Origin of the sequence: Vibrio sp. RM-69-4, from assembly GCF_024743775.1 — a bacterium.
GTDB classification, from domain to species: Bacteria; Pseudomonadota; Gammaproteobacteria; order Enterobacterales; family Vibrionaceae; genus Vibrio; species Vibrio anguillarum.
In genome coordinates this window covers 144,022-164,104 of sequence record NZ_JAMQXI010000076.1, presented here as the reverse complement: position 1 = coordinate 164,104, position 20,083 = coordinate 144,022, and the positions used below count along the sequence as shown (strand labels likewise).

The 20,083-nt window shown below is 44.7% G+C and carries 16 protein-coding genes; 4 read left to right on the top strand and 12 right to left on the bottom strand.

What is annotated here, in order from left to right; translation table 11 throughout:
• Positions 1-122: 122 nt before the first annotated feature.
• Together NB504_RS12875 and NB504_RS12870 are read left to right on the top strand one after the other, a co-directional pair.
• Complete coding sequence (locus NB504_RS12875; RefSeq protein ID WP_258429030.1) at positions 123-1,808, top strand: AMP-binding protein; 1,686 nt, start codon at positions 123-125, stop codon at positions 1,806-1,808.
• 143 nt (positions 1,809-1,951) lie between these two features.
• Positions 1,952-2,164 carry a VF530 family DNA-binding protein gene (locus NB504_RS12870; RefSeq protein ID WP_013856133.1) on the top strand — a complete coding sequence of 71 codons (213 nt, stop codon included), beginning with the start codon at positions 1,952-1,954 and terminating at the stop codon, positions 2,162-2,164.
• A gap of 168 nt (positions 2,165-2,332) precedes the next feature.
• On the opposite strand, the gene fusA is transcribed toward NB504_RS12870, so the two are convergent.
• Positions 2,333-4,426: an elongation factor G gene (gene fusA / locus NB504_RS12865; protein WP_017043055.1), complete on the bottom strand. Its 2,094-nt coding sequence runs from the start codon at positions 4,424-4,426 to the stop codon at positions 2,333-2,335.
• A 162-nt stretch (positions 4,427-4,588) separates the two neighbouring features.
• Positions 4,589-5,968 carry a DNA repair protein RadA gene (gene radA / locus NB504_RS12860; protein ID WP_013856131.1) on the bottom strand — a complete coding sequence of 460 codons (1,380 nt, stop codon included), beginning with the start codon at positions 5,966-5,968 and terminating at the stop codon, positions 4,589-4,591.
• A gap of 191 nt (positions 5,969-6,159) precedes the next feature.
• Here radA and NB504_RS12855 point away from each other — a divergent pair, with 191 nt between their 5' ends.
• Positions 6,160-8,505: a PilZ domain-containing protein gene (locus NB504_RS12855; RefSeq protein WP_258429029.1), complete on the top strand. Its 2,346-nt coding sequence runs from the start codon at positions 6,160-6,162 to the stop codon at positions 8,503-8,505.
• Positions 8,506-8,561: 56 nt separating this feature from the next.
• Here NB504_RS12855 and serB read toward each other — a convergent pair whose 3' ends face one another.
• Positions 8,562-9,542, bottom strand: coding sequence for a phosphoserine phosphatase (gene serB, locus NB504_RS12850; RefSeq protein ID WP_258429028.1), 981 nt, complete (start codon positions 9,540-9,542; stop codon positions 8,562-8,564).
• A gap of 187 nt (positions 9,543-9,729) precedes the next feature.
• Here serB and NB504_RS12845 point away from each other — a divergent pair, with 187 nt between their 5' ends.
• Positions 9,730-10,347: a YtjB family periplasmic protein gene (locus tag NB504_RS12845; RefSeq protein WP_026027378.1), complete on the top strand. Its 618-nt coding sequence runs from the start codon at positions 9,730-9,732 to the stop codon at positions 10,345-10,347.
• 58 nt (positions 10,348-10,405) lie between these two features.
• Here NB504_RS12845 and deoD read toward each other — a convergent pair whose 3' ends face one another.
• The 9 genes from deoD to NB504_RS12800 all read right to left on the bottom strand — a co-directional run bounded on the left by deoD (position 10,406) and on the right by NB504_RS12800 (position 20,034).
• A complete protein-coding gene (gene deoD / locus NB504_RS12840; protein WP_013856127.1) occupies positions 10,406-11,125 on the bottom strand; it encodes a purine-nucleoside phosphorylase in 720 nt (239 codons plus the stop codon).
• Positions 11,126-11,204: 79 nt separating this feature from the next.
• Positions 11,205-12,428 (bottom strand): phosphopentomutase, encoded by a 1,224-nt coding sequence (locus tag NB504_RS12835; RefSeq protein WP_026027379.1) that lies wholly within the window; start codon positions 12,426-12,428, stop codon positions 11,205-11,207.
• Positions 12,429-12,449: 21 nt separating this feature from the next.
• Complete coding sequence (gene deoA, locus NB504_RS12830; protein ID WP_258429027.1) at positions 12,450-13,811, bottom strand: thymidine phosphorylase; 1,362 nt, start codon at positions 13,809-13,811, stop codon at positions 12,450-12,452.
• Positions 13,812-13,906: 95 nt separating this feature from the next.
• On the bottom strand, positions 13,907-14,683 hold the full coding sequence (deoC, locus tag NB504_RS12825) for a deoxyribose-phosphate aldolase (RefSeq protein WP_258429026.1): 777 nt from the start codon (positions 14,681-14,683) through the stop codon (positions 13,907-13,909).
• A gap of 646 nt (positions 14,684-15,329) precedes the next feature.
• Entirely contained in the window at positions 15,330-16,589 is a 1,260-nt protein-coding gene (locus tag NB504_RS12820; RefSeq protein WP_013856123.1) for a NupC/NupG family nucleoside CNT transporter, read from the bottom strand.
• 208 nt (positions 16,590-16,797) lie between these two features.
• Complete coding sequence (locus NB504_RS12815; protein ID WP_094125663.1) at positions 16,798-17,586, bottom strand: TatD family hydrolase; 789 nt, start codon at positions 17,584-17,586, stop codon at positions 16,798-16,800.
• Positions 17,573-17,710, bottom strand: coding sequence for a DUF5363 family protein (locus tag NB504_RS12810; RefSeq protein WP_013856121.1), 138 nt, complete (start codon positions 17,708-17,710; stop codon positions 17,573-17,575). The genes NB504_RS12815 and NB504_RS12810 overlap by 14 nt, the downstream gene beginning before the upstream one ends.
• A 16-nt stretch (positions 17,711-17,726) precedes the next feature.
• On the bottom strand, positions 17,727-18,500 hold the full coding sequence (gene yaaA / locus NB504_RS12805; RefSeq protein WP_064625852.1) for a peroxide stress protein YaaA: 774 nt from the start codon (positions 18,498-18,500) through the stop codon (positions 17,727-17,729).
• Between the two features lie 109 nt (positions 18,501-18,609).
• The gene (locus tag NB504_RS12800) at positions 18,610-20,034 is read right to left on the bottom strand and encodes a sodium:alanine symporter family protein (protein WP_013856119.1); all 1,425 of its coding nucleotides are present in this window, start codon (positions 20,032-20,034) and stop codon (positions 18,610-18,612) included.
• Positions 20,035-20,083: the final 49 nt, after the last annotated feature.

The following is a 20,083-nucleotide window of genomic DNA, read 5'->3' as shown; positions in this document are numbered from 1 at the left end:
GCGCGCAACTTTAACGTTTAGTAACTACAATCTTCTTTTACCTAACCATTCCACCATGCTAAAGTTAACAAAACATTAACATAAGAATAATAATATTTTTGCCAATAACATGGAGTTAGAGAATGATTCAGCCTAACGAGTTAAGCAAAGCAACTTGTGCTCTCCCACCACCGAATGAAATGATCTTGAAATGGGCAGCGGAACGCCCCAACCAAGTTTATTTAAGACAAATTATTAACCGAAAATTTGTTGAATACACCTATGCTGAAGTGGCCGACAAAGCACTCAGGCTCGCCTCGGCGCTACAAGCGCTAGGGGCAAAACCCCAAGATAAAATTGCACTCATTTCCAAAAACTGCGCTGAATGGTTTGTGTGTGATCTCGCAATGATGCTCGGCGACTTCATTAGCGTACCTATTTTTCCAACCGCAGGCGCTGATACCATCGAATATTGCCTCACTCACAGTGAAACAAAAATAGTTATTGTAGGTAAACTCGATAACGGGCAAGCCACTCAGCAAGTGCTCAACAATTTGCCCGATATAATTAGCATCGCGCTCCCCTATGATTCTGCTCCCACTTGCGATCACCTGTTTACAAAATTGATTGAGCACTATCCGCCAAGCACAGAACGCCCTGTACATTATGACAACAAGTTGATGTCTTTAGTCTATACATCGGGCACGTCGGGCTTGCCGAAAGGGGCTATGCTGACCTACGGTGCATTTAGCTGGTCAGCTCAACAGCTTATAAACCACATTGGCATTCAAGAAAACGACCGTTTATTTTCCTACCTCCCTTTGGCTCATATTACTGAACGTGTTTATATTTTTGGCTCTTCCATCATGGGTGGGGTACAAACGGCTTTCCCTGAATCATTAGACACCTTTATTGAAGATGTCAAAATGCAGCGACCGACGCTCTTTATCTCAGTACCAAGGTTATGGACTCTATTTCAGCAACGCATTCAAGACAAATTACCGCAGAAAAAGCTCAATTTTCTGCTAAAGATCCCTTTTGTAAGCACGCTGATTAAGAAGAAACTTGCTGATGGCTTAGGGCTTGATCAAGCACGTGTGCTTGGTTGTGGCTCGGCTCCCGTATCACCAGCGTTATTAGAGTGGTATCACCAAATTGGTCTGAACATTACCGAAGCTTGGGGCATGACAGAATCTTTTGCTTACAGCACTCTCAACTACCCGTTTAGATCAGATAAAATAGGTTCTGTTGGACAAACGGGGCCGGGAATTGAGCTAAAAATCGCTAACGATGGCGAAATTATGGTCCGCAGCAAAGGGCTATTTTCAGGCTACTATAAAAATGATATCGCAACGCAAGAGTCTTTCGACAGAGAAGGATGGCTACATACTGGCGATATCGGTTTTATTGATGCTGAAGGTTATCTCACCATTCAAGGGCGCAAAAAGGACACCTTTAAAACAGCCAAAGGCAAGTTTGTGGCTCCCGTACCTATCGAAAATAAACTGTTCGAATACACTCGAGTCGAGATGATGTGTCTGATTGGCTTAGGGCTTCCCGCCCCTATTTTGCTGGTTGTTCCACATAATTTCCCTCATTTTGATCGCGTTCGTTATGAGCGTACTACTCAAAAAGTCATTAAGCGGATGAATGAGGAATTGGAATCGCATGAGCAAATCAAAGGCGTGCTAATGATAAAGGAGCCATGGTCAATCGAAAATGGCGTGCTCACTCCTACCTTAAAAATCAAGCGGCATGTATTAGAGCAGAAATATCATGAAATGGGGCACAATTGGCCAAAAGGACAACTGGTTGTTTGGGAAGAGTAATCCATTCTAATTGAGCAGGTTGGACTTAGCCTCTAACCTGCCAATACACACTAACAACCTCCTATAGTGCCTAATATTTTGTCCTAATTTAACTCCTGTGCCTGCTATACTTAGCTTAAATAACGCCATTGAATAATTGGATCATGACACAAGATAATAACCCGCTGCATGGGGTCACTTTAGAAAAACTACTCACGGATCTCGTTGAATACTATGGCTGGGAAGAGCTCAGCTACATGGTCAATATTAACTGCTTTAAAAAGGATCCGAGTATTAAATCAAGCTTGAAGTTTTTACGTAAAACTGAATGGGCACGTATTAAAGTTGAAGAAATCTATATCAACCTTAAGGGCTAACTAAACGATATGAATTGAGTAGCGCAAGCTACCTTCACCCGGCAGTTTCCACTTTTATCGGCTCTGCTTTTATCGGTTTTTATGCCCTTTTCTATTTCGTTGCTACATAAAAAAGCCCCACCAGCTTTCACTGGTGGGGCTTTTTACGTTCAGCTTAGCTTTTAAGAATTACTTCTTGTCTGCTTCTTTACGTGCTTTAACGTCAGCAATAACTTGCTCTGCAACGTTTGCAGGACATGCAGCGTAGTGTGAGAACTCCATAGAGAACTGACCACGACCAGATGTCATTGTACGTAGGTGACCGATATAACCAAACATTTCAGATAGAGGAACGTTAGCTTTAATACGTACACCTGTTACGCCAGCTTCTTGATCTTTAATCATGCCACGACGACGGTTAAGGTCACCGATAACATCACCAACGTGATCTTCTGGAGTAAACACGTCAACGTGCATAATTGGCTCTAGAAGTTGAGCGCCAGCTTTAGGCATAGATTGACGGAATGCACCTTTCGCTGCGATTTCAAATGCGATTGCAGATGAGTCAACTGCGTGGAAGCCACCGTCGAACAGTTCAACTTCAACGTCTAGTACAGGGAACCCAGCAAGAACACCTTGGTCCATCATAGACTTAAAGCCTTTCTCTACAGCAGGCCAGAATTCTTTAGGTACGTTACCACCAACAACTACTGATTTGAACGTGAAACCTGAATTTGGCTCACCTGGTTTGATACGGTAGTCGATCTTACCGAACTGACCAGAACCACCAGACTGTTTCTTATGCGTATAGCTGTCTTCAATTGCTTTAGTGATAGTTTCACGGTAAGCAACTTGAGGAGCACCAACGATAAGATCAATGCCGTGTGTACGCTTAAGGATATCAACTTTGATATCTAGGTGAAGTTCACCCATACCTTTTAGGATGGTTTCGCCAGTTTCTTCATCAGACTCAACTTGGAATGATGGATCTTCTGAAACCATTTTACCTAGCGCAATACCTAGCTTCTCAGAACCGCCTTTGTCTTTAGGAGCAACAGCGATAGAGATTACAGGCGTTGGGAAAATCATTGGCTCAAGAGTACATTCGTGTTTAGGATCACATAGAGTGTGACCAGTTTTCACGTTTTTCATACCAACGATAGCGATGATATCACCCGCTTGAGCGGAATCAAGTTCGTTACGATCGTTCGCGTGCATCTCAACCATACGGCCAATACGCTCAGTCTTACCAGTAGCACTGTTAAGAATGGTGTCACCTTTCTTCAGTTTACCAGAATAAATACGGATAAACGTTAGGGCACCAAAACGGTCATCCATGATCTTGAATGCAAGTGCGCGGAATGGTTCGTCAACAGAAACTGTTGCAACTTTACCAGTAGGCTCACCTGTTTCAGGATCAGTCAGATCTTGAGGTACAACTTCAGCTGGAGCTGGAAGATAATCAACAACGGCATCTAGTAGAAGTTGCATGCCTTTGTTTTTGAATGCTGAACCACAGAATGTAGGGAAGAACGCTAATTCACGAGTACCCTTACGGATACAAGCTTTTAGTTGCTCAATAGTTGGCTCTTCGCCTTCCATATAAGCCATCATTAGCTCGTCGTCTTGCTCTACTGCAGTTTCAATTAGCATTTCACGGTATTCTTCAACTTGCTCTACCATGTCTGCTGGAATTTCTTTGATTTCGTAGTTTTCTGGCTGACCTGAATCATCCCAAACGTAAGCTTGACGGTTTAATACGTCAACAACGCCAACGAATTCGTCTTCACGACCAATTGGAAGAGTCATAACAAGTGGGTTTGCGCCAAGAACTTTCTTCACTTGTCCTACAACGCGGAAGAAGTCTGCACCCATACGGTCTAGTTTGTTTACGAAGATCAGACGAGCTACTTCTGAATCGTTCGCGTAACGCCAGTTAGTTTCTGACTGAGGTTCAACACCGCCAGAACCACAGAATACACCAACACCGCCATCAAGAACTTTCAGAGAACGGTAAACTTCAACTGTGAAGTCAACGTGCCCAGGAGTATCGATAACGTTAAAACGGTGATCTTTCCAGAAACAAGTCGTCGCTGCTGATTGAATTGTGATACCGCGTTCAGCTTCTTGATCCATGAAATCCATGGTAGAAGCGCCATCGTGTACTTCACCTGTACGGTGGATTTTACCAGTAAGCTTAAGAATACGCTCAGTGGTAGTGGTTTTACCGGCATCAACGTGCGCGAAAATACCAATGTTTCTGTATTTTGATAAATCTGCCATTGTCTTACTCTGTTAATAAGGTATAAAGTGCGCGCAGAGTATATCACAATCTGTCAAGACTGATACCCTTGCATACGCTTGCTTGAAAAAAAATATAGTACGGTTACGAACTGTCGGTGAAATATAGGTCATAACCGTAAAAGAGGCGAGTTTAATTAAGATTTATAACTCATCAAATGCTTCAATTGCTTCAGATAATTTCTTCACACCGTGCAATTGCATGCCCGGTATTCCACCTTTAGGCATATTCGCCATCGGAATAATTGCTTTCTTAAAACCATGTTTAAATGCTTCATTTAATCGCTCTTGACCACTAGGTACTGGGCGAATTTCTCCGGCCAAACCGACTTCGCCAAACACCACAACATCTTTAGCAAGTGGTTTATCTCTGAAGCTTGAAAGCAGTGCCATGAGAAGTGCTAAGTCGGCGCTTGTTTCCGTCACTTTAACGCCACCAACCACATTAACAAACACATCTTGATCGGACATTTGTAAGCCACCGTGCTTGTGAAGCACTGCCAACAATAAAGATAAGCGATTTTGCTCAAGCCCAACGGCGACTCGCCTTGGGTTCGCTAATTGTGAATAGTCAACCAGTGCTTGGATCTCCACTAGCAGTGGACGCGTTCCTTCCCATACGACCATCACCGAACTGCCCGAAGTATCTTCTTCGCCTCGCGAAAGGAAAATGGCAGAAGGATTACTCACTTCACGCAAGCCCTGTCCCGTCATGGCAAAAACGCCGAGTTCATTGACCGCACCAAATCGGTTCTTGTGACTGCGCAATGTACGAAAACGACTATCAGTCCCTCCGTCGAGCAATACCGAGCAGTCAATAATATGCTCTAGCACTTTTGGACCAGCCAAAGAACCGTCTTTAGTAACGTGTCCGACTAAAAATACGGCAACGTTGTTTTGCTTAGCGTAGCGTGTGAGCGTTGTCGCAGACTCGCGCACTTGTGCCACCGTACCGGGAGAGGATTGGACGTCGGCCACATGCATCACTTGAATTGAGTCTATGACCATGATGCGGGGCTGCTCTTTTTCAGCGATTTGGCAAATGCGATCTACATTGGTTTCCGACAGCATTTTAAGCTTATCTTTAGGTAAACCAAGACGAGAGGCTCGCATCGCGACTTGCTGAAGCGATTCTTCACCCGTGACATACAAAGCAGGCATTGACGCCGCGAGCTGACACATGGTTTGCAGTAATAAAGTCGATTTCCCAGCGCCAGGGTTACCACCGATTAAAATCGCCGCGCCGGGTACGACACCACCACCCAATACACGGTCCAACTCTTTAAAGCCGCTAGAAAACCGTGGGACTTCCTGCAGATTAATATCCGACAGCACTTGGACTTGTGATTCCGTTACTGCCCCAGCGTAACCACCTAGTCGCTCATTACGTGCAACCTGCGGCGATGCTGCCAAGCGTACTTCGGTGATGGTATTCCATGCACCACAAGCACTACATTGACCTTGCCAACGCGGAAAATCTGCGCCGCAATCATTACATACATAGGCGCGTTTTGCTTTTGCCATGCTTCCTCAACAATTCCTGTTTCTTGTTGGTAACCTATACTTTTCAAGCTTAAAGATTAAACTGTTAAGTAATCATGAAGTGATATAGGTTGATTTACGTTTAAATAAAGGTTGAACCTTCGCAACAGATAACTAAAGATTATGATAACGATGCCGATTAATCTTTGAGACGGACACTCTAACAGAAAAGTATGCAGCAATCTGAAATTCTATCAATCGCAGAGCGTTTGATCCCAGCTTACCGTTTACCTGATTTTGAATACCTTCTTTCACAAATGACAGAAGATGAATCACCGTCGGCAAAATTACTGGTCAAAATGGAGCTCAATCGCATCATGGCTCCTTGTGTTAAAAGTATTGACTTGCGAGGTCGGGTACAAGGGGAATGCCGAGAATATGAATTAGATGGCCGCAAACATTGGTTCGACGATGTGGCCTTTAACGCGTATCACAAAGGGGTCAAAAAATTTGGTGCGTACACGGAAGGTGTATGGGAAGCATTAAACAATACGCCAAACAACTTCCGTGTGATGCAACAACGTGGTGCCCAAAACCCACAAAAAGACGGTGGTGGCAGTACGTTTTTTGAGGCTGAGCCAATTAAGCTTGGTTATGATCTCAAGCGTCAAGAAAATCGCTTAAAAGTCACCTCACAAGTTGAGATTCACCTACCTAGTAAACAGTTGGTCAATGGCCTCAGTGTTGATCTATCCGTTTCGGGTGCAAAATTTAAAGTTCCCGCCGCTTTTAACTACAAACTCGGTGAGGTGATCAAAGTCTATTTTTCCGAACTCAACAAAACGTCAGAAGTGGTTGGACTGCACCACGCCATTGAATATCGTATTTTAGGTATTGATGAGTCTTACGATAACGATGCCGTGAAATTTCTGCGTACGCTAAAACTTTCCGACACTAACATCATCGAAAAAGTGATTACTGAATCGCTGCAAAATAACACTCAAAAAGCGCGCCACGATAACCAAGATAAACTCATCCGAGCTCGAACCCGTGGTTACGAGCACACCTATTTAAAACACACCTGTAACTTACCAGTGTTTTTTAGTGGCAGTGAATTGAAGTTGGTGCTGCTGACTGAAAATAACCAACCGATCTGGCAATACTGGCACGACGAGCGTAATCAACAAGCACTCGGTTCGTTATTCAATAAAGAGCGGATGGAACAGTTAACCAAGCCGGGGATGCGGGGTAGCAATAATGTGCTTTATGCTTTTAAGCATGAACATCAGGAAAAAACGCTCTTTTTTTCAATGATGATGCCAGAGGCCAACCGTGAACAAAGAAAAATGTTTTGGCATGTTGGCGCTCGTCGACAAAGTTGGAAAGCGTTTCGCTTATTTATCTTTGAACTCTCGGATGAAGAGCGTCAAGAACTTGCGGTTCATGCCCATGAATTGTCAGATCGCTCAAGCCACTTAACGCACTGTGGCGTTTTACAAGAAATTGGCGATGAGGATTCGGCAAAAGATTACCTATTGACTGACAAACCCAATTTACCCAATAGCGAACTCAATAAATTTCGTCATCCAAGGCAGATCATTGGCCAACCTACAGGCATTTATTTTGATGCTCGCTCGCGTAGAAAAGAGCCTCGTTACCAATTCAAGACACCGCTGACTATCACTTCAGGATCTGGGGTAAATGCGACTGGCCATACGGTTGATTTATCTAAACGTGGTTTAAGTATTATTGTGGATACACCAGTGCCCGTGAAAGCAGGCGATAATGTCACCATCAATTACCACGAATTACAGCTTTACGACAAAAAGCTGCCACTGCATAGCCTTCCCTATAATGTTATTCGTATTGGGCCCGAAGGTCGGCGTTTACAATTGGTGATAGAAGAAAATATACATACCATCAAAACAATCGCTTTTTTCAATAGCATTATTGAAAACAATCAAGATAAGTTGTTACAGAAAGAAGAAGTGCTACCAAGTCATAACTTGCTGGAAGGGTTGCACAACATTTTGCTTGATAAGATGATAAGTTCGCCAATTTTCGTTGATAAACACGGTGCAAATTTACGCCCTAAAGTGATTGGCGTGAATTATCCCTTGCCGCCTCATCTTGTGCTACTGGCTAAATTAGGCCAAGAAAATCGCATCACGTTAGAGCCAATATTCAAAGGTCACACCAATACTCTACTGGCTAAACCGATGCGGCGCATTGAAGGAGCGATACCGCAATATCACGACGTTTATATTGCGGCAATCAAATTTGGCACGCGTATTCAATCAATCCAATCGAAATTATTAAGTGATTTTGAAAACACTAAAGAGCGTATTGATTTCATTCAAAAAGCGCAGCACATGGGTGAAATTTACATCTTGAGGATTTGCAGTGCACCCGTCTTTGACCCAATCACTACGCTGCTGCGCAGTGATCTCAATGAGTTGGCACAAATTAGTCTTCATCACGCTCGTACGTTAGAAAAAGAGATCACCTCGATCATTGGTTATGGTGAAATTATTGATATTACAGAAGAAGTATTAATTCGATTAGAACTAACTTTGTAATAGAGAGAGTGAGCATCGCCCACTCTCTTATCTCTCACGGTTGGGCCTTACTTAACTTAAGGTTTCACTTTCCAACTGAGTTTTTGCTGCTTCACCAATGAGGCAGAGAGAATACAGAGCACGCCGCCAAGGCCTGCAAAACGCACAGCCGCTTGCGCTTTTGCTTCCACTTTAGGTTTTGCGTGATAAGCAACGCCTAACCCTGCCGCAGCCATCATAACTAAATCATTCGCCCCATCGCCAACCGCGACAGTATTGTGCAATTCAATCTCATAACGTTGTGCTAACTCAACCAAAATATCGGCTTTGGTTTGTGCCGAAACGACATCACCTAGCACTTGACCAGTAAGCTTGCCATCAACAATTTCCAGCGTATTGGATTGCGCATGATCAAGTTGCAGTTCGCTTTTTAAATAATCTGAAAAATAGGTAAAGCCACCGGATGCAATCGCCGTTTTCCACCCCAATGCATGCAGTGTCGCCACCAGTTCACGTAAATCGGGCATCATGGGTAATGTAGAGCGAACCGCTTCAAGAATCGACTCATCGGCACCAGCAAGCTTTCCAACCCGCTGACGCAAGCTTTGCTCAAAATCCAATTCACCTTGCATCGCTCGCTCAGTGACGTCGGCCACCTCCTCTCCGACACCCGCTAACTTAGCTATCTCATCAATACATTCAATTTGAATCGCCGTGGAGTCCATATCCATCACAATCAAACCCGGTTTAGAAAGGTCTGGTACTTCACACAAACGGGCATAATCAATTTCGAGCCCTTGTAAAATTTTCTCGTGCTCTGTCGTCAGCTCACCTGACATCAGCGCCACTTCATAATGCCCCACTTTCCACATATCGAGGACAGCGTTGTAGTAACCGGTAAAAAAGTCAATATCATCAAAGTGTTGAGTGGAGAGATAAGGTGCAAAAACAATCCAACTTGCTTTTGCTTTGTCAAATTGTGAAGAGAAACGAGTTTCAGGCAAGCGGTTGAGCAGCGTTGTGTGCCTTTTGATCGGCAATGTTTTGAGGGCATCCATGTTTATCATTCCTTAATCAATCCTTTTCCTTCAGCCTGCTTAAACGCACCACAAGCAAAATGGGATCAACTCGATTCAATGCTCGAGTATCAATAAATGGGTGTATGCCCCTGACGTTACCCTATTGCAATTTAAAAACGCAAGTCTCAATATGAGTAAAGTTTTTATTTATCCAATCAGGTGGGTTATGGACGGCTCTTTATTTTCATTTCGCGTCGCAATTCGTGTGCTTACCGTCATTTTATTAGCAGGCATGTTCTTCTTTACCGTAAAAAACAGCGTTGTGATCAGTAAAGGTAACGAACGAATTCAGGCCAACCAACTAGAAACATTAACTAAGGTTTTGATTTCACAGGCATCATTATCTGCGGGCAGCATGATATCAGAGCAAGATCAAGAGCGCCTGCTAGCCCTCACCAACCAGTTAGCTCAAGACAAACTGGTGTTTGATGCCACTATTTATGATTCCGAAGGGGTCAAATTAGCCGCCAGCGATAACGCGTTAAGCGTACGCGAAGTATTAGGATTGGATACACCACTGCGCACGGCCAGCATTGGCCGTCAGCAACTGGTTGAGCCTGTCTATCATGAAAGCAGTATTATTGGTTTTATCCGCATTACTTTTGAAACTGGCCGCGTCACGGCGATTTCAGATCACCACTATCGTAAAAGTGATCGCTACATGTATCTCATGCTGCTAACCAGCTTTGTCAGCGGTGTATTGCTCACGCTGCTACTACTGCGTCGAAAACCGAAAAGTGGTGGTGAGAACCTGCTGCTACAGAATGTGGATGATATGACTTAGCAGGCTTTGTAAATAAAAAAACCTCAGTTGCGACACTGAGGTTTTTTATAAAAGAATATTATTGAGCGTCGCCAATCAATACTGAATCTAACGCAATTTCAATCATTTCATTGAAAGTGTTTTGACGCTCTTCTGAAGTCGTTTGCTCGCCAGTTTTGATGTGATCAGAGACAGTGCAAATCGTCAGTGCTTTTGCGCCATATTCCGCCGCTACGCCGTAGATTCCTGCCGCTTCCATTTCTACACCAACAATGCCGTATTTATCCATAACATCGAACATCTCTGGATCTGGCGTGTAGAAAAGCTCTGCGGAGAACAAGTTACCCACTTTCACGTTAATACCACGCGCCGTAGCCGCTTCTTCTGCGGCTTTAACCATTTTGTAATCGGCAATCGCAGCAAAGTCGTGGTCTTTAAAACGGATGCGGTTAACTTTGGAATCGGTACAAGCACCCATACCAATCACAACATCACGCACTTTGATATCGTCGCTGACCGCACCACAGCTTCCGACACGGATCACTTTTTTCACGCCAAAATCTTTGATAAGTTCCGTCACGTAAATTGAGCATGAAGGGATCCCCATGCCATGGCCCATTACCGAAATTTTACGACCTTTGTATGTACCTGTATAACCAAACATGTTACGGACATCACACACTTGAACCACATCATCAAGGAAAGTTTCTGCGATGTATTTTGCGCGAAGTGGGTCACCCGGCATTAAAACGACGTCTGCAAATGCACCCATTTCAGCATTAATATGTGGAGTTGCCATTAAAAGTATCCTTTATCTAAATTGACCAAAGAATAGAGAGTGATCTCTCTATTCATCCTCAAAAAATGAATCGCTACGCTTACTGTAAGAAATTGGTGCCGTAATCCATCGCAGACGTACCGAAATAGTGCGCCAGTGACTGACCAATATCAGCAAACGTCTCACGGCGGCCCAATGAACCGGGGGCCACTTTATGCCCATAAATCAAGACTGGAATATGCTCGCGCGTATGATCCGTACCCGGCCAAGTTGGATCGCAACCATGGTCCGCTGTAAGAATAAGTACATCGTCCTCTTCCATTAACTCAAGCACTTGTGGCAGACGCTTGTCAAAGTACTCCAGTGCCGCAGCGTAGCCCGCTACATCACGGCGATGACCATAAGCGGAATCAAAATCAACGAAGTTAGTGAAGACGATGGTGTTATCTTTCGCTTGTTTGATTTGTTCTAGTGTTGCATCAAATAAAGCTGGGATGCCTGTCGCTTTAACTTTATGAGTGATGCCGCAGTAGGCGTAAATATCGGCAATTTTACCAATAGAAACCACGTTACCTTGCTTCTCATCAACCAACTTTTGCAGCACGGTCGCCGCTGGCGGCTCAACGGATAAATCACGACGGTTGCCAGTACGAGCAAATTCTCCCGCTTTCGGGCCAATGAACGGGCGCGCAATCACGCGGCCAATGTTGTAATCCGCCAATTCTTCACGTGCGATCTGGCAAAGTTCTAACAAACGATCAAGACCAAACGTCTCTTCGTGACAAGCTATTTGGAACACTGAGTCAGCTGAGGTATAGAAAATCGGTTTACCCGTTTTCATGTGCTCTTCACCCAAATCATCTAAAACCTGAGTGCCTGATGCATGGCAGTTACCAAGAAAACCATCCAAACCTGCGCGTTCAATAATGCGATCTGTCAGCTCTTTCGGGAAACTATTTTGCTTATCGCTGAAATAACCCCATTCAAACAGCACAGGAACACCAGCAATTTCCCAGTGACCCGAAGGAGTATCTTTACCTGATGAAAGCTCAGCGGCGTGGCCGTACGCACCGATAATATCAGCGTTGGCATCAAGCCCCGGAGCAAAACGCCCCGTTGACTCTTTATGCGCCATGGCAAGCCCCAGTTTCGATAAGTTTGGCAGCGTCAATGGGCCCTGGCGATCCGCGTTATTCGCTTCGCCTTTAGCACATTGGTCTGCGATGTGGCCCAAAGTGTCAGCGCCAACATCACCAAATTGTGGTGCATCAGCGGTTTCGCCGATACCAAATGAATCTAATACTAAAATAAATGCTCTTTTCATTGCTCTCTCCAACCGATATTTTTATACGTCTTCTGCGCGAATTTGGCCGTAGACATCGGGTGTTGGTGTGTATTCTCCGCCAATTTGAATGGCGCTTTGTAATGCTTTGGCCGCTTGTTGCCATTGCGCTTCATTACGCGCATGGATCACCGCCAACGGCTTGCTGCTATCGGCAACGTCACCTAGGCGAATAAATTGGTCAAACCCAACCGCGTAATCAATAGTGTCAGTTGCGACGCGACGTCCACCGCCCATCTCCACCACGGCCATGCCAATCGCGCGAGTATCCATTGCCGATACGACGCCACTTTCTAGAGCGTAAACGGGCTTAACCAGCTCGGTTTTTTCAAGATAGTGATCGTAATTTTCAACAAAATCAGCGGGGCCGCCTAACCCTTTGACCATTTTGCCAAAGCATTCAGCCGCTTTTCCGTTATTAAGAACGGACATCAGTTTCGCACGAGCATCATTGCTGTCTTTTGCTAAATTGCCTAACAACAACATCTCAACGCAAGAGGCCAAGGTAATTTCCAGTAAGCGAGGGTTGCGATATTCACCAGTTAAAAAGCGTACCGCTTCACGCACTTCAAGGGCATTACCTGCCGAAGAGGCCAGCACTTGGTTCATATCCGTCAAAATAGCCGTGGTTTTCGTACCGGCGCCGTTAGCCACTGCGACGATAGATTTAGCCAACTCTTCAGAAGCTTCGTAAGTCGGCATAAATGCGCCAGAACCGACTTTGACATCCATCACCAAGGAATCTAACCCAGCGGCTAATTTTTTAGAAAGAATCGAGGCGGTGATGAGTGAAATATTGTCGACCGTTGCGGTAATGTCACGTGTGGCGTATACGCGTTTATCCGCTGGCGCGAGATCACCCGTTTGGCCGATGATAGCAACGCCCGCGTCTTTGGTTACTTGACCAAATACGTCATTACTTGGCGTGATGTTATAACCGGGAATCGACTCCAATTTATCCAGCGTGCCGCCCGTATGACCAAGGCCGCGCCCTGAAATCATAGGAACAAAACCACCGCAGGCTGCAACCATGGGGCCAAGCATCAGCGAAGTAACATCGCCCACGCCGCCAGTTGAGTGTTTATCAACGATAGGACCACCGAAGTTCATCGCATCCCAGTTGATCACCATCCCAGAATCACGCATGGCGCACGTCAGTGCAATGCGCTCTGGCATAGTCATTTCATTGAAGAAAATTGTCATAGCAAAGGCCGCAATTTGGCCTTCAGAGACGGTATTATTCGCCACACCTTGAATAAAAAAGTTAATTTCTTCGGTGGTGAGGATCTCGCCGTCACGCTTTTTGCGAATGATTTCTTGAGGTAAAAAAGTTTGAGTTGAATACATTAGTTGCCTCCCAAGCATAATGCTTTGGTCAGTAAGGTAAAGAGGTAATGCGGAGCTGATGGCTCAGCTCCGCGAGTCAGACTTATTATTATCAGTCCTACTTCAGCGCATAATTAATACGCAGCTGGATCGGCTTTTTGGTCTGTTACTTCTAATGTATTCAAAAGATTGGTTAGCAGGCTTGAAGCCCCAAAACGGTAGTGCATGCTGTCGGCCCAATCTGCGCCAAGTAGCTCATCAGCCATCGCGAGATACAATGCAGCATCTTGCGCTGTGCGTACACCGCCCGCAGGTTTAAAACCTACAGTTTTGGCAACGCCCATATCGCAAATCACTTCTAGCATCATACGTGCGTATTCTGGTGTTGCATTCACAGGGACTTTCCCCGTTGAGGTTTTGATGAAATCAGCGCCCGCTTCAATACAGATTTGAGACGCTTTTTTGATTAATGCTTCTTCTTTTAGCTCACCAGTTTCGATGATCACTTTAAGCAGAATGTCACCACACGCGGCTTTACATTGCTTAACAAGATCAAAACCGACTTGCTCATTACCGGCGATTAATGCGCGGTAAGGGAACACAACGTCGACTTCATCAGCACCGTACGCAACAGCGGCTTTAGTTTCCGCAACGGCAATCTCAATATCATCATTACCGTGTGGGAAGTTGGTAACGGTTGCGATACGAATCTCTGGCGTGCCTTGCTCACGAAGTGTCTTCTTCGCAATAGGAATAAAGCGAGGGTAAATACAAATTGCAGCGGTATTACCTACAGCCGTTTTGGCATCATGACAAAGGGCAATCACTTTCGCATCCGTGTCATCATCGTTTAGCGTAGTCAAATCCATCAATTTCAGTGCACGTAGTGCGGCTGCTTTTAAATCGCTCATTTCTATCTCCGATCAATATATTCAAATAGTTCACTAGTAAACCACGCTCAGTGTTGAGAGCGAGATGGCTTGCTAGCCACAAATGAACGGACTTGGTTCCTTGAAGACTCGAAATGCACTTGCATTTCAATTGCTATCCCTGTCACCGCACAGTACCAATTTGGCCTATGGCACAACCATGATATGCCACTTATTTGCACTCATCGCCGTGTCTAACGTATATCCGTGTGTAACTTATACCCGTATCTAATTCATATCAAAGCAACACGACATGATAAAACGGGCTGCCTTTGCGTCAAATCATACTCCATGTATTGATTGGCGCTAGCTGATATCTTCACTCTTCTATTGAAAATGAATCTCACTGATACAGTATAGATTTTCACTACAAAACTGTAGCGTCATTCATAGAGCAAACGGTTTGTATCTCAAAAAAGATCAGCGTCAACGATAATCTCGTTTACCGATAAACTCTGATCTATCCATTAAAAGCTAACTTATAAAAGAGAGCTTGAGGTGATAAACACTGACCACCCGACTAAAGAGTGAATCAAAGTATTCCTTTCGCCAAAACAAAAAAGCCCCGTAGCAATCTCTTGCTACGGGGCGATGTTAAACGGCGTCTATATCTCTTTCTCTTATTTAATTAGAAAGAAAGGAAGAAGCCAGCAATGGTTGCTGCCATTAAGTTAGACAGTGTACCAGCACAAACGGCTTTTACACCCATCTTCGCGATATCGTGACGACGGTTAGGAGCAAGACCACCTAAACCACCGAGTAGAATCGCAACAGAAGAAAGGTTGGCGAAGCCACACAGTGCAAATGAGATGATAGCTTGAGTTTTCTCAGACATCACCGCACCAGTAGCAGCAACGATCTGTGCGTTCTCACCCACGTAAGGTACGAAGTTTAGATAAGCAACAAATTCGTTTACAACCAGTTTTTGACCGATGAAAGAGCCCGCTAGCGTTGCTTCTTCCCATGGCACACCAATTAGGAATGCTAATGGAGAGAAAAGCCAACCAAGCAGTAGTTCTAGAGTCAGTTCAGGCATACCGAACCAACCACCCACACCACCAAGCATACCGTTAACTAACGCGATTAGACCAACGAAGGCAAGTAGCATTGCACCTACGTTTAGCGCAAGTTGCAGACCAACAGAAGCACCACCTGCAGCAGCATCGATTACGTTGGCAGGTTTATCATTGCCATCCATATCGCTACCCAGTTCTTCATCTGGAGTATCGGTTTCTGGTTTGATAATTTTTGCAAACAGTAGACCACCCGGTGCTGCCATGAAAGAGGCCGCAACAAGGTACTCTAGCGGCACACCCATCGATGCGTAACCAGCAAGTACACCACCCGCAACTGAAGCCAAACCACCACACATTACTGCAAACAGCTCAGATTGAGTCATTTTAGGTACAAACGGACGAACCACGAGTGGCGCTTCTGTTTGACCTACGAAAATGTTGGCTGCAGCAGACATCGATTCCGCACGAGAGGTACCGAGTGCTTTTTGTAAACCACCACCTAGAATCTTAATTACCCATTGCATAACGCCAATGTAGTAAAGCACAGAGATAAGTGCCGAGAAGAAGATTAGAGTAGGTAGAACTTGGAAAGCAAAGATGAAGCCAATACCGTCAACTGAAAAGTTAACTAGGCTGCCGAATAGAAAACCAGTACCGTCTTTACCGAAGTCGATGACGTTTTGAACACCCGCAGAGAAACCTGCAAGGAGATCACGACCCCATGGTACGTAAAGAACGAAACCACCGATAATAAATTGGATAGCAAAAGCGCCACCCACTGTTCTTAGATTGATAGCTTTGCGGTTATCAGACAGTAGAACTGCAAGTCCTAGCAGAACTGCCATACCGACTAGGCTCATAAACAGGCTCATAGTTTATGATTTCCTTATTAGGTTATTGTTGGCGTGTTATAAAATGGAGCTCATGAAGCGGGGTGATTATACTCATCACCACTAAGATAAAGTAATGCCAGCCTCACACTTTCTTATAAGATTCACTGCCCATTCACTCATTTATGTGAGCACGTTCAATATTTACTGATACTAGAATCATTAAACCTACATTTCATTTCGAATTTATTCACACCGGAAAGAACAGAGAATGGCTGTTTTTCCACAAAACATCAGCAACTGTTTGCTCTGATTGGTTCTTCAGCAACGCAAGCGTTTGCAGGATAATCGGCAGTTTTTGTGGGTGATTCGCTTGCCCTTGAAAACCATTGAGTGGCATATCAGGAGCATCCGTTTCTAGCACTAAACTTTCGATGGGGAGTGCTGCAATAGTAAGACGGGTTTTGTTGGCTCTTGGATAGGTAATAACACCACCCACGCCAATCTTAAAACCCAGTTCAATAAACTGGTTTGCCTGTTGAACGCTGCCAGAAAAAGCATGCAGCACTCCACCTTGGCTAAATTGATGTTTTTTTAACAGTTGTATAAGGCGGTTGTGCGCTTTGCGGCTGTGTAATATCAATGGAAGTCTGGCTCGTTTCGCAAGCTCTAGTTGCATTTCAAACATTGTTTCTTGCAAAGCGGGAGCAATATCCGTCGTAAAATCTAAGCCACACTCCCCCAGAGCCACGCATTGAGCTGGTTTTTGAAGTAACTTTTGCTCAAGCTCGTCGATATCCGCAGGGGAAGAGGTTGATAAAAAACAGGGATGGAAACCGAGAGCAAAGTAGAGTTCAGGATAACCGTTAGCAAGCTCGGCCACTCGTTGCCAGTTACTTGGACCAACGGCGGGAATCACTATTTTCTCAACCCCCTGCTGGCGAGCTAAATGTAAATGGTGTTCAAACTCACGCTCAAAGATAGGAAAATCGAGATGGCAATGCGTATCAAATAAACGCAGCTTCTTATTCTCGCTCACGTTCTTTACTCTGAACAGGATCTTGACGATAAGGAACACAGCTACGTTTTTTATCTGGTGTTAAACCCATGTTCTCACACCAACGATCATAACGCGCAACCTGCTTTTTCAACCACTGCCACATAACCGCCTCTCTTACATCACTGCTCTTCGCGTTTAAAGACCAACTCAGTTGCTGATGACTCCTGTTCTACAAAATAGTAGCCAGCACTGTCAAACTGAGCCAATTGCTCTACAGAAGAGATTTGTTTATCGATAATGTAGCGCGCCATCATGCCACGAGCCTTCTTAGCATAGAAGCTAATGACTTTGTATTGCCCTTTCTTACAATCCTTAAATACCGGAGTAATGATGCTACCCTTAAGCTTTTTCGGATTAACCGCTTTAAAATACTCGTTGGAAGCGAGATTAATCAACACATCATCGCCTTGCTCTTTCAGAGCTTGATTGAGTTTATCGGTAATGATATCCCCCCAAAACTGGTACAGGTTAGTCCCCCTCGGGTTACCCAATCTCGTGCCCATCTCCAAACGGTACGGTTGCATTAGATCCAGTGGTTTCAATACACCATACAAGCCAGAGAGCATTCTTAAATGCTGTTGGGCATATTCAAATCCGGCATCCGATAACGTTTCTGCTTCAAATCCTGTATAAACATCCCCTTTAAACGCCAAAATGGCGGGACGTGCATTATCCAACGTGAAGGTTGGGCTCCACTGCGCAAAGCGAGCCACGTTGAGCCCAGCGATTTTATCGCTCACTTTCATCAACGCTGAGATGTCGGCAGGAGTCAATTGACGGCAAACATCGATCAACTGAGCTGAATGGTCAATAAGCTCCGGCTGAGTATATTTGCTTGTCACCAACGGGGATTCGTAATCTAACGTCTTGGCTGGGGAAACAACAATGAGCATGATATTCCTTCCTTTCTATTCTTATTTTATGACTCACAGAGTACAAAAAAAGCCATGCGGTGTCTGCATGGCTTTTTCAATCTATTTAATCGTCAGTAACGATAACAGGCTATTTGTTGTTGTACCAAATGCCATCTTCCAACTGAGATTTTAACTCAGGGTAATCATTAGCATCGAAGGTGGGAACCTTACCTGCGGCTAGCTGACGGTTATAATCTTTCGCAAGCTTAATCACAATGCCAGAGAGCAGAATGATCGCCACCAAGTTAACAATCGCCATTAACCCCATCGAGACATCCGCCATTGCCCATACGGTAGGCAAAGTCGCCAATGAGCCAAACATCACCATGGCAAGGAAAACAATACGGAACAACGTTAACCCTTTCTTATTGTTGTGCTCTAAGAAAATCAGGTTCGTTTCGGCATAAGAGTAGTTGGCAATAATTGAAGTAAAGGCGAAGAAGAAAATCGCAAAAGCAACAAAAATCCCACCCCAACTGCCCACTTGTGAGCTTAATGCGCGCTGAGTCAGCTCGATACCGGTAATTTCACCGTGCGGTACATATTCACCCGACATCAAAATAATGGCGACGGTTGCTGAACAGATCACAATCGTATCAATAAAAACACCCAACATTTGCACGTAACCTTGAGAAGCAGGATGCGGCGGATAAGGCGTTGCAGAAGCCGCTGCATTAGGTGCTGAACCCATACCCGCTTCATTGGAAAACAGACCGCGTTTGATGCCGTTAATCATGGCTTGAGCAATCGCGTAACCTAAACCGCCTGCGGCCGCTTCTTGAAGGCCAAATGCACTTTTGAAAATAAGGCTTAATACGGCTGGTAGCTTTTCTATATTAGTGACCATGACAAACATCGCAATCGCTAAGTAAGCTAATGCCATGAAAGGTACAATCAACTCAGCGGTACGCGCAATTTTACGGATACCACCAAAAATGACGAAAGCCGAAATTGCAACGATGAAGATACCGACATACAGCGGATCAAATCCAAAAGCATTTTTCATAGCCCCTGCAATTGAATTAGCTTGAACGGCATTGAATACTAGGCCAAAAGCAATAATCAGGAAGATGGAAAACAGGACACCCATCCAACGCATACCAAGGCCTTTTTCCATATAGTACGCAGGGCCACCGCGGTAGTTACCATCTTTGTCACGGGTTTTGTATAGCTGAGCCAACGTGCTTTCAGCAAACGAAGTCGCCATACCAAGCATAGCAATCAACCACATCCAGAAAATCGCGCCTGGACCACCTGCCGTTAAAGCAACGGCTACACCGGCCATGTTTCCCGTACCAACACGCGCAGCAAGGCTAGTACAAAGTGCTTGGAAAGAAGAAATACCGGCTTTATCTGCTTTGCGGCTGTTTTTCAACACACTAAACATGTGGCCGAAATGGCGAAATTGAATGAATCCTAGGCGAACGGTGAAGTACACACCAACACCGACTAAAAGATAAACAAGGATGGATCCCCAAAGTAAATCATTCATTAAATTGATTAAGTCTGTCACAAGAACCTCTCATAGAGTGATAGCGCTGACCTAAGCGAAAAGCTTCACG

Coding starts and splice junctions, on each gene's coding strand:
- NB504_RS12845 (WP_026027378.1), top strand. CDS start 9,730: ATGGACGGCTCTTTATTTTCATTTCGCGTCGCAATTCGTGTGCTTACC.
- yaaA (WP_064625852.1), bottom strand. CDS start 18,500: ATGCTCATTGTTGTTTCCCCAGCCAAGACGTTAGATTACGAATCCCCG.
- radA (WP_013856131.1), bottom strand. CDS start 5,968: ATGGCAAAAGCAAAACGCGCCTATGTATGTAATGATTGCGGCGCAGAT.
- NB504_RS12810 (WP_013856121.1), bottom strand. CDS start 17,710: ATGTGGCAGTGGTTGAAAAAGCAGGTTGCGCGTTATGATCGTTGGTGT.
- deoA (WP_258429027.1), bottom strand. CDS start 13,811: ATGCTTGGGAGGCAACTAATGTATTCAACTCAAACTTTTTTACCTCAA.
- serB (WP_258429028.1), bottom strand. CDS start 9,542: ATGGATGCCCTCAAAACATTGCCGATCAAAAGGCACACAACGCTGCTC.
- NB504_RS12855 (WP_258429029.1), top strand. CDS start 6,160: ATGCAGCAATCTGAAATTCTATCAATCGCAGAGCGTTTGATCCCAGCT.
- deoC (WP_258429026.1), bottom strand. CDS start 14,683: ATGAGCGATTTAAAAGCAGCCGCACTACGTGCACTGAAATTGATGGAT.
- deoD (WP_013856127.1), bottom strand. CDS start 11,125: ATGGCAACTCCACATATTAATGCTGAAATGGGTGCATTTGCAGACGTC.
- fusA (WP_017043055.1), bottom strand. CDS start 4,426: ATGGCAGATTTATCAAAATACAGAAACATTGGTATTTTCGCGCACGTT.
- NB504_RS12870 (WP_013856133.1), top strand. CDS start 1,952: ATGACACAAGATAATAACCCGCTGCATGGGGTCACTTTAGAAAAACTA.
- NB504_RS12835 (WP_026027379.1), bottom strand. CDS start 12,428: ATGAAAAGAGCATTTATTTTAGTATTAGATTCATTTGGTATCGGCGAA.
- NB504_RS12875 (WP_258429030.1), top strand. CDS start 123: ATGATTCAGCCTAACGAGTTAAGCAAAGCAACTTGTGCTCTCCCACCA.
- NB504_RS12820 (WP_013856123.1), bottom strand. CDS start 16,589: ATGAGCCTGTTTATGAGCCTAGTCGGTATGGCAGTTCTGCTAGGACTT.